The sequence below is a fragment of the Nocardioides sp. genome, assembly GCF_035576065.1.
Classification (GTDB): Bacteria; Actinomycetota; Actinomycetes; order Propionibacteriales; family Nocardioidaceae; genus Nocardioides.
Genome location: NZ_DATLWX010000014.1, coordinates 171,857 through 181,149, shown reverse-complemented (window position 1 = coordinate 181,149; position 9,293 = coordinate 171,857). Strand labels below are relative to the sequence as shown.

General features: G+C 69.2%; 12 protein-coding genes. 2 read left to right on the top strand and 10 right to left on the bottom strand.

The genetic code is table 11. The annotated features are described in order from the left end of the window. Nucleotides 1-958 (top strand): HNH endonuclease signature motif containing protein (locus VNJ48_RS07645; RefSeq protein WP_325600724.1); only part of this gene is annotated, 958 nt, incomplete at its 5' end. Here the strand turns inward: VNJ48_RS07645 and VNJ48_RS07640 are convergent. From VNJ48_RS07640 to VNJ48_RS07605, 8 genes are read right to left on the bottom strand one after another with little or no spacing between them, the layout of a single operon-like run. After that, a complete protein-coding gene (locus tag VNJ48_RS07640; protein WP_325600722.1) occupies nucleotides 934-1,716 on the bottom strand; it encodes a hypothetical protein in 783 nt (260 codons plus the stop codon). The genes VNJ48_RS07645 and VNJ48_RS07640 overlap by 25 nt on opposite strands. Before the next feature lie 43 nt (nucleotides 1,717-1,759). After that, nucleotides 1,760-2,290, bottom strand: a complete 531-nt coding sequence (locus tag VNJ48_RS07635) for a GNAT family N-acetyltransferase (RefSeq protein WP_325600720.1) — start codon at nucleotides 2,288-2,290, stop codon at nucleotides 1,760-1,762. A 7-nt stretch (nucleotides 2,291-2,297) separates the two neighbouring features. Continuing rightward, nucleotides 2,298-3,287 (bottom strand): GTPase Era, encoded by a 990-nt coding sequence (gene era, locus VNJ48_RS07630; RefSeq protein WP_297735018.1) that lies wholly within the window; start codon nucleotides 3,285-3,287, stop codon nucleotides 2,298-2,300. Beyond that, entirely contained in the window at nucleotides 3,284-4,060 is a 777-nt protein-coding gene (locus tag VNJ48_RS07625) for a siderophore-interacting protein (RefSeq protein WP_325600716.1), read from the bottom strand. The genes era and VNJ48_RS07625 overlap by 4 nt, the downstream gene beginning before the upstream one ends. Then, nucleotides 4,057-4,377, bottom strand: coding sequence for a cytidine deaminase (locus VNJ48_RS07620; RefSeq protein WP_325600714.1), 321 nt, complete (start codon nucleotides 4,375-4,377; stop codon nucleotides 4,057-4,059). Before VNJ48_RS07620 ends, VNJ48_RS07625 begins: the two co-directional genes overlap by 4 nt. Further along, nucleotides 4,370-5,635, bottom strand: coding sequence for a hemolysin family protein (locus VNJ48_RS07615; RefSeq protein ID WP_325600712.1), 1,266 nt, complete (start codon nucleotides 5,633-5,635; stop codon nucleotides 4,370-4,372). The genes VNJ48_RS07620 and VNJ48_RS07615 overlap by 8 nt, the downstream gene beginning before the upstream one ends. 32 nt (nucleotides 5,636-5,667) lie before the next feature. Continuing rightward, the gene (gene ybeY, locus VNJ48_RS07610; RefSeq protein WP_325600710.1) at nucleotides 5,668-6,144 is read right to left on the bottom strand and encodes an rRNA maturation RNase YbeY; all 477 of its coding nucleotides are present in this window, start codon (nucleotides 6,142-6,144) and stop codon (nucleotides 5,668-5,670) included. Next, nucleotides 6,141-7,151, bottom strand: a complete 1,011-nt coding sequence (locus tag VNJ48_RS07605; RefSeq protein WP_325600708.1) for a PhoH family protein — start codon at nucleotides 7,149-7,151, stop codon at nucleotides 6,141-6,143. Before VNJ48_RS07605 ends, ybeY begins: the two co-directional genes overlap by 4 nt. Before the next feature lie 138 nt (nucleotides 7,152-7,289). Between VNJ48_RS07605 and VNJ48_RS07600 the strand changes: the two genes are divergently transcribed. Further along, on the top strand, nucleotides 7,290-7,568 hold the full coding sequence (locus VNJ48_RS07600) for a hypothetical protein (protein ID WP_325600706.1): 279 nt from the start codon (nucleotides 7,290-7,292) through the stop codon (nucleotides 7,566-7,568). A 12-nt stretch (nucleotides 7,569-7,580) separates the two neighbouring features. Here the strand turns inward: VNJ48_RS07600 and VNJ48_RS07595 are convergent, their stop codons facing one another. Together VNJ48_RS07595 and VNJ48_RS07590 are read right to left on the bottom strand one after the other, a co-directional pair. Further along, nucleotides 7,581-8,837: a hypothetical protein gene (locus tag VNJ48_RS07595; RefSeq protein WP_325600704.1), complete on the bottom strand. Its 1,257-nt coding sequence runs from the start codon at nucleotides 8,835-8,837 to the stop codon at nucleotides 7,581-7,583. Nucleotides 8,838-8,889: 52 nt separating this feature from the next. Continuing rightward, on the bottom strand, nucleotides 8,890-9,249 hold the full coding sequence (locus VNJ48_RS07590; protein ID WP_325600702.1) for a histidine triad nucleotide-binding protein: 360 nt from the start codon (nucleotides 9,247-9,249) through the stop codon (nucleotides 8,890-8,892). Between the last annotated feature and the right edge of the window lie 44 nt (nucleotides 9,250-9,293).

Below are 9,293 nucleotides of genomic sequence, written 5' to 3'. Positions count from 1 at the left end.
CTTCGACGGCACCATGCACCTCGAGGCCGACCTCGACGTCCCCGACGCCCTCGGCCTCGCTGAAGCCGTGTCCGCCGGCGCCGCGCGGCTCGCCGCGCTCGGCTCAGAGGACACGTTGGACGGGCGCCGCGCCACCGCGCTTGGTGACCTCGCCCGCCACCAGCTGGCTTTCGGGTTCGACGACGCCGAGTCGGGACCCCGCGAGGTCACCAAGCCGGCGACGACGCAAATCGTGCTCCACGCTCACCTATCCGCCGACGCGATCCTCCGCACCAACCCCGACGGGGACAAGTGCCTGAGCGGGTACGTCGAACAGGCGGGCCACCGGGTCCTGACATCCGACCAGATCCGTGACTGGTGCGGCCGGCCTGACGTGAGCGTGGTCGTGAAGCCCGTCCTTGACCTGCACCATCGCCTCGAGACGACCGGCTACACGCCCACCGACCGGATCCGCGACCACGTCATCGCCCGCGACCGGACCTGCGTCTTCCCGTGGTGCGGTCGCAACGCCAGACGCTGCGACCTCGACCACGTCGCCCCGTTCGACCACACCGACCCCACCCGCGGCGGACCCACCAGCACCGACAACCTCGCACCCCTGTGCCGAAGACATCACCGCCTCAAGACCAAGGGCCGCTGGCGCTACCGAATGACCGACCCGGGGTGTTCGTCTGGACCAGCCCCCTGGGTGACCAGTTCCTCCGCGACCACACCGGCTCCCGACCGCTCGACGCCCAAAGCACCGCCGAGCGCTCCGCCGAACCACCGAGCGAGCACCGAGCCGACGTCACCAGCCACCCGCCCGACCATTGACCACACCGCCCCACACCCCGCGCAGCCCAAGCGCGGGGCAGCAGGCACGCCCAGGCGTCCGTCCCGGCGGCATGCGTGGTCCCGGCGTGCTCCAGGCGTCCGAGGGCGGTTGGGCGGGGGTCAGTCGCGAGACCCTGGCTTGTAGGCGTACCAGCCGAAGTCCCGCCCACTGGCCCGGGCCTCCGACAATCTCTGCCTGATCTCCCGTAGCGGAGGCCACGGCTTCTTGGCGGGAGGCAGCTCCTCCCGCGTCGAGGTCGTGGCGTCACCGTCCCAGAAGACGAGGAAGCGCTCCTCCCTCGGGGTTGAGGCGAACAGCTCGTCGAAGTGCTCGAGAAGCCCGGCGCGCCGCAGGCCGTGTCTGTGGATGACCCGCTCCCACTGGTCGGGTGTCAGGAGAGCAATGAGACCGTCCCGCTGCTGTCGCCGTATGACATAGCGGTTCGCAGCCTGCTCCTCGACCTGACCCCTGCGCCCGAGGACCTCCAGCAGCATGGCGTGCTGTTCGGCGCGGGAGGGTAGGTCACGGTCGTCCTCGGCCCGGGACGGTTCGTACGCCCTGACGCGCCTGTGGATGTTGTGCACCAGCCGTCGTGCGACGTGAGGCGCGTAGTCCTCGGGCTCGGTGTAGCCGCTGAGGTCTCGCCACTCGGCGTCGAGCGGGAGCAGCATGGAGCCCTCGTGGGGAACGTCGAGATCGTCGGGCAGGTCGAGCACAAAGGTGATGTCGAGCTGACTGCCCTGTTCTCCTGGGACCACGTCGATCGCCGTCACCTTCACCTCGGTGCCGAATCCGTCGCAGCGGTCGATCCAATCGTCGCCGAGGTGTCCCGGGGGGACCTCCGGATCGGGAAGCGTGGTGAGGATGCGGTACAGCTCCCGGGCATAGTCCACATCGTCCATCGCCCAAGGATGGACCATCACGACAGGTGACCTCAGCGCCTCATCACTCCGCCACCGGGTCGCCGAAGCCCTCCGCGGCCCGGCGACCCATGATCGCTTGATGGGGCTCAAGGCCCGGCCCCAGCACCCGCCACCCCGTGCGGGCGTACAACCGCCGAGCCGGATCGTCGGGGTCCGCCGTGGTCATGAGCACCAGACGGGCGTGCGGCAGGTCTGCCGTGAGCGCGGACAGCAGGGCGTCGCCGAGACCGTGGCCCCGGTGAGCGGGAAGGACGCCCAGACTGACGGCCTCGAAGTGCCCGCCGATCCACGAGTCCGCAACGTCGGGCGCCAGGACCGAGGCGGCGGCGTCACTCCACCACTGCCCTCGCTCGCCGGTGTAGCCGTACGCGAACCCGACCAGCTCATCGGCCACGAAGCCCCGAGCGAGGCGGAAGCCGGCGCGGGCGGTGTGCCGGCCCCAGGGCGACACCAGCCAATCGTCGTACGCCGTGTCACCGAAGACGTCGTCGTAGACAGTCCAGACGGCGGCAGTGTCGGCCTGCGTCACGGTGCTGACGACGTCGACCTGCATGAGCAGGCTAGAAGCCGAGCTTGCGGAGCTGACGGGGGTCGCGCTGCCAGTCCTTGGCGATCTTGATGTGGAGGTCGAGGTAGACCGGGGTGCCCAGCAGGGCCTCGATCTGGAGGCGGGCAGCGGTGCCGACCTCGCGCAGGCGGGCACCCTTGTGGCCGATCATGATGCCCTTCTGGGAGTCACGCTCGACGTAGAGGTTGGCGTAGATGTCGAGGAGCGGCTTGTCGGGGTCGCGGTCCTCCCGCAATCCCATCTCCTCCACCACGACGGCGATGGAGTGCGGCAGCTCGTCGCGCACGCCTTCGAGCGCTGCTTCGCGGATGAGCTCGGCGACCAGGATCTCCTCGGGCGCGTCCGTCAGGTCGCCGTCTGGATAGAGCGGCGGTCCCTCCGGCAGCAGGGCGAGGAGCAGGTCGGAGAGCAAGTCGACCTGGGAGCCGGACACGGCAGAGACCGGGACGATCTGCGCCCACTCCGTGTTGGTCTCGGTGCCCAGGGCAGCGATGTCGAGGAGGTGCTCGCCGAGCTGCTCGGGGGTGACGAGGTCGGTCTTGGTGGCCACCGCGACCTTGATCGTGCGACGGATCTTGCCGAGCTCGTTGACGATGAACCGGTCGCCGGGGCCGATCTTCTCGTTGGCCGGGAAGCACACCGCCACCACGTCGACCTCCGCCCACGTCGTCTTGACCAGGTCGTTGAGACGCTCCCCCAACAGGGTCCGTGGCCGGTGCAGACCCGGAGTGTCGACCAGGATGAGCTGGCCGTCGGCCCGGTGCACGATGCCGCGCACGACCGTCCGGGTGGTCTGCGGCTTGGACGAGGTGATCACGATCTTGCTGCCGACGAGCGCGTTGGTCAGCGTCGACTTGCCCGCGTTGGGCCTGCCGACGAAGCTCGCGAACCCGCTCCTGAAGCCCTCGGGCCGCGTCCCGTAGATCGGTCCGGCGGGAGCCACCCCGCTGACGTCGAACTCCTTGTCGTGCTCGTCACTCATTCGATGCTCTCTCGTGCTGCGTCGTAGTCGGCCCAGATCTGCTGGTCACTCTTCCCTGCCGCCTTGCCTGCGCGCCAGATGGGTCCCGGATCGACGGCACGGGGCTGCCGCTTCTGGCCCCCGCCACGCCAATAGCCCATGACGTCGTATACCGACGTGGGGAGCTGTCGCTCGCGCATCAGGTGCTTGCGGATCGCCCGCATCTGGGCGGACTCACCCGCCATCCAGAAGTAACCCGTGCCCGGGGGCCAGTCGATCGCGGTCACGATGTCGGCGGTGGCGGTCTCGACGCCGGCAGGTGGGGTCGACCAGCTGATGTCGCCGCCGACGTAGTCGCGGATCGGCTCGTCGGGGGTCTCCACCCAGGCAGTGACCGGCACCGCCACCGTCTCCTTGATGCGCGCCACGGCAGGCAGGGCCGTAAGGTCGCCGACCAGCAGCAACCAGTCGGCGTCGGCCGGCATCGAGAAGGACCCCTTCGGCTCGCTCACCATCACCACGTCGCCGACGCAGTCGGTCGAGGCCCACTCGGTGACGAGTCCGTGCTCGTGCACGACGATGTCGAGCACCAGCTCGTGGCCGTCCCAGGACCGGACGGTGTAGTAGCGGGTCTGGAACTGCCCGGGGATCGTCAGCGCCACCCACTCGTCGGGGATCCCGGTCGAGCGGAAGTCGCTGAGCCCAGGCCCCCCGAGGACGAGTCGGACGAAGTGGGAGGTGAGCTGCTCGCGGCGCAGCACCTCGCAGGTGTACGTCGCAGCGCGAACGCTCACCGCAGCGTTCCGCGGTGGTCGCCGACGTGGACGACCACGTCCGGCCCGGCGAACTCCTGCACCGCATCGAGTGACGGCGTCGACTCCGAAGCAGTGAGCACCACGGCCGCTTCGAGCCCACGCGCGGCCGACGCGACCGCCATCGCGACGCAGACCTCCAGCGCGCTCAGCCGCAACGAGGTGAGGGCGACCGAGGCAGCGGCGTAGGTCCGACCGTCGAGATCGCGCACCGCGGCACCCTCCGCCGCGTTGGTCCGCGCCCGCGTGGCACGCGCCAACGTCACCAGTTTCTGGTCCTCGGCCGACAGCTCACTCATCGTCGTTCTCCTGCATCTCGTCGTCGTCCCCGGAGACGACCGCGACCAGCACGGTCCCGATCTTGTTGCGGCGACCGGTCAGCCGCTCCGCCTCGAACCGGAGTCCGTGGCACTCGACCACGGAGCCCGGGATCGGCACCCGCCCGAGGTGCTTGGCCATCAGTCCCCCGACGCTGTCGACGTCCTCGTCACGCACCGTCACTCCGAGGATCTCGTCCAGGTCGTCGACCGGGTAGCGGGAGGAGACGCGGTAGGTGGTGTCGTCGACGTACTCGACCTCGACCTCCTCCTCGTCGTACTCGTCGGTGATCTCGCCGACGATCTCCTCGAGCACGTCCTCGATGGTGACGATGCCGGCCGTGCCGCCGTACTCATCGACGACGACCGCGATGTGCTGGCGACGCGCCTGGAGCTCCTTCAACAGGTCGTCGACGGGCTTCGACTCGGGGACCCAGTGGACTGGGCGCATGACCTCGTCGACCCGCTGGGTGAACTCGACGTCGGGCTGCTCGAAGTCGCGCCGGACGATGTCCTTGAGGTAGGCGATGCCGACGACGTGGTCGAGGTTGTCGTCGATGACCGGGACCCGCGAGAAGCCGCTGCGGAGGAACAGCGACATCGTCTGACGCAGGTTCTTGTAGCGCTCGATGTAGACGACGTCGTTGCGCGGGACCATCACTTCGCGGGTCGTGGTGTCGCCCAGCTCGAAGACCGAGTGGATCATCTTGCGCTCACCCGACTCGATCACCGCGGAGGCCTCGGCCAGGTCGACCAGCTCGCGCAGCTCGGTCTCGGTCGAGAAGGGCCCCTCGCGGAACCCCCTGCCGGGCGTGATCGCGTTGCCCAGCAGGATCAGCAGCTGCGGGATCGGACCCAGGATCGTCGTCACGAACGACAGCGGGCCGGCGGAGAACAGCGCCACCGTCGCGTCGTGCTGGCGCCCCAGCGTGCGTGGCGCCACGCCGATCGCGACGAAGGAGATCAGCAGCATCGCCCCGACGGCCGTCAGGTAGGCGGGCCAGAAGTCACCGTCGTAGAGGTCGTGGATCCACAACGCCACGAGCACGATCGCAGCGGTCTCGAAGAGCAGCCGGAGCAGCAGGGCGGTGTTGAGGTAGCGGGCGGGGTCGTCGAGGATCCGGACCAACCGCCGCGACCCCGGCCTCCCCTCCTCCGCCAGCTCCTCGGCGCGGGCATGGGAGAACCCCGCCAGTGCGGCATCGGCGGCCGAGAACAGGCCGGCCAGGAACACGAGCAAGGCTGCTACCAGGAGCAGCCAGAGATCACCTATCACTGGGCGAGATCAGCCGACTGCCCGGTGGAGGTCCGCCACTGCTCCAGCAGCGTGGCCTGGAGCCCAAACATCTCCTCGTGCTCCTGCGGCTCGGCGTGGTCGTAGCCGAGGAGGTGGAGGATGCCGTGCACGGTCAGCAGCTCGATCTCGGCGTCGCGACCGTGACCGGCCTCGACGCCCTGCCGCGCGGCCACGTCCGGGCACAGCACGAGGTCGCCAAGGATGCCCTCCTGCGGCTCTTCGGTGACCTTGCCCGGGCGCAGCTCGTCCATCGGGAAGGCCAGCACGTCGGTCGGGCCCTCCTTCTCCATCCACCGCTGGTTGAGCTCGGCGATCGTGTCCTCGTCGACGGCCTTGATGCAGAGCTCGGCCTGCGGGTGGACCCGCAGCTCGTCCATCACGAACCGGGACAGGGCCGAGAGGCGGCGTACGTCGAGATCGACACCCGACTCGTTGAGGATCTCGACACTCATGGGCGGCCCCCGCGGGGTCTGTTCGGCTCCGCGCGGGGGGTGGCGGCCTCGAACTCGTCGTAGGCGGCCACGATCTTGCCGACCAGCCGGTGCCGGACCACGTCGCCCGACGTGAGGCGGTTGAACGAGATGTCCTCGACGTTGTCGAGGATCCCCTCGATGACCCGTAGACCCGACTTCACCCCGCTGGGGAGGTCGACCTGGGTGACGTCGCCGGTGACGACGATCTTGGAACCGAACCCGAGCCGCGTGAGGAACATCTTCATCTGCTCGGGCGAGGTGTTCTGCGCCTCGTCCAGGATGATGAAGGCGTCGTTGAGGGTGCGTCCTCGCATGTAGGCCAGGGGCGCGACCTCGATGGTGCCGGCAGCCAACAGCTTGGGGATCGTCTCGGGGTCGATCATGTCGTGCAGGGCGTCATAGAGGGGTCGCAGGTAGGGGTCGATCTTCTCGCTGAGCGTGCCGGGCAGGTAGCCGAGCCGCTCACCGGCCTCGACCGCCGGGCGCGTCAGGATGATCCGGGTGACGTCCTTGGCATGCAGAGCCTGGACCGCCTTGGCCATGGCCAGGTAGGTCTTGCCCGTGCCGGCGGGGCCGATGCCGAAGGTGATCGTGTGCTTGTCGATCGAGTCGACGTAGCGCTTCTGGTTGACCGTCTTGGGGCGTATCGTGCGGCCCCGGTTGGACAGGATGTTGAGCGAGAGGACGTCGGCCGGCCGCTCGGACGTCTCGGCCTTCATCATCGTGATGATGCGCTCGACGGTCTCGGAGGTGATCCCCTGACCGGTGCGGATGATGGTGACGATCTCGTCCAGCAACCGCTCGGCCAGCGCGATCTCGGCCGGCTCGCCGCTCAGCGTGATCCGATTGCCACGGACGTGCACCTTCGCCTCGAAGGCCCGCTCGATGATCCCGAGGTGGGCGTCACCGGGCCCGAGCACGCTGACCATGTCGATGCTGTTGGGCACCACGACGGTGTGTGTGGGTGCTGGTGTGCTGTCACTCATGGATACCCGCAGGGGGCGCCTTCCCGGGTCGGCGGTGGAGATCGACCTCCATGCTACCGAGGGACCGGCCGGTCGACACCTCCGTTGTCTGCGAGGCATCCGGCTACGAGGCTGCGCGACTGCTCGTAGGCTGGTCCCATGACGGGTCCCGACGGCGACACCCGCGAGTGGTCCGACGAGGACCCGGACGACCACGACGATGACACCGAGCCCACGTGGTTCCCGGGGCACAACCTGCCCGGGCACGCCCGTCAGATGGGCCTGACCCACCACGTGCCCGAAGGTGCGCTGCTCGACTTCGCGGGGTCCCTCAACGGTGCCAAGCCGTTGCACCGGGTGACCGCCTGGCTGCTGCTGGTGGTGTTCGGGCTGCCGGTGGTCTTCACGTTGCTGCGGACCTGGGACGCGTTGTCCTGAGACCGGTGGGCCTCAGGGACGCGTGATCTGCAGCGTGCCCAAGCACATCTCGTCGGTGGTGCCCTCGCCCCACACGACGTAGCGGTCGGGCTGGCCCTCGAACGACGGGAGCTGGTCGCGGAGCCACTGGACGTGCTTGCAGGTCACCTTGACGGTGTCGCCGGCGGCCAGGGCGACCGGCTCGATGTCGCGGGCACCCTGGTCGTCGAAGTCCCAGACAGGGATGTCCAGCACCATCTTGGCCTCGGGCGTGCCCGGGTTGGTCTCGATCCTGATCTGGCGTCCGAGCAGGTGCATGTGGCCGGCCACGGCGTGGATGGTCATCGGCTCGTTGATGGTCCGGGTGCAGCTCTGCACCTGGCCCGGCTTCGGCTTGCCGCCACACAAGAGGTACAGCGCGTTGGCAGTCCCCGCCTCGGCCCCGAAGCGCGACATCACGTCGAGCATGGCCGCATCGCGGTCGCAGAGGGGGCCGTCGGCGTACTCCGCACGACAGGGCAGCTCGACGGGGGCGGGCATCAACATGGTGTGCAGCTGCTCCATGTCGCGGTCACCGTCGGCCAGGCGCAGCTGGGCGGCGGAGACGTCGGGCTCCGCGCCCGCCAGGAGGTTGTAGTGGACCTGCATGACGATCCCGCTGCCGGCCCGCAGCTTCACGCCATACCCGGGCTTGCGCACGGACTCCTTGCCGCCTGGCGCCCAGGCACCGATCCAAGGGGCGTCGTCGACGGTCTGGAACGCGTCGAGGCCGGTGCCGCCGAAGCAGGTCCAGCCCTGGCCGTCCTCCTGCGCGTCCTTGGCCTTCGCTGCCGCGATCTGCTCGGGCGGGACCTGGAAGAGGATGACGTGGTGGACGACCTTGGGGTTGCCCGGCTGCACGGTGGTCCCGGTCAGCCACTCGTCCTGGGCGAGCTCGGGATCGAGGAGGAAGCAACGGTAGTCGTCGGTTCCGGCGCCGAAGGGGGCCGAGGGGGTGTACGCCGCCGGCATCGCCAGCGAGGCGCGGCGCTCGCCGGCACGGAGCTTGACCGGCTTGGCGGGCTTGGCGTCCGCGTGGTCATCGGCGTGGTCATCGTTCGCGGTGTGCGTCTCGGACACTTCTGAAGCCGGGTCGGCCGACTCGCTCGGGTCGGCAATCTCGCTCGGGGACTGCGTGGCGGCGGTCGGGCTGTCATCGCTCGAGGCGCTGTTGCCACCACAGGAGGTCAGCAGCAGCACGGCTGCTGCGCACAGCGCGATCAAGGAGCGCGTCGCGCGCAGGCCACTCATGCCTACAGCCTAGGGCCGAGACGTTGGTCTGGGAGCCGAAGCGCCACCTCGGCTATCCGGGGGGCCACCCCAGGGGGCGTCCGCCGAGCACGTGGAGGTGCGCATGGAAGACCGTCTGCCCGGCGCCGGCCCCCGTGTTGAAGACGGTTCGGTAGCCACCGGTGAGTCCCTCGCGCTCCGCCACCTGGGCGGCCGTCGTGAACATGTCGGCCAGACCGGAGGAATCGTGGCTCGCGAGGTCGGCGGCGTTCTCGTAGTGGCTGCGCGGGATGACCAGCACATGGGTGGGTGCCTGGGGGTTGAGGTCACGGAAGGCGACTGTAGTCTCGCCGGCCAGGACGATCTCCGCCGGCACGTCGCCCGCCACGATCCGGCAGAACAGGCAGTCATCGGGACGCTCTGGCGCGGTCATGACCTCAGACTAGGTTGCTGCGGGCGGCGTGTAACCGATCGAGC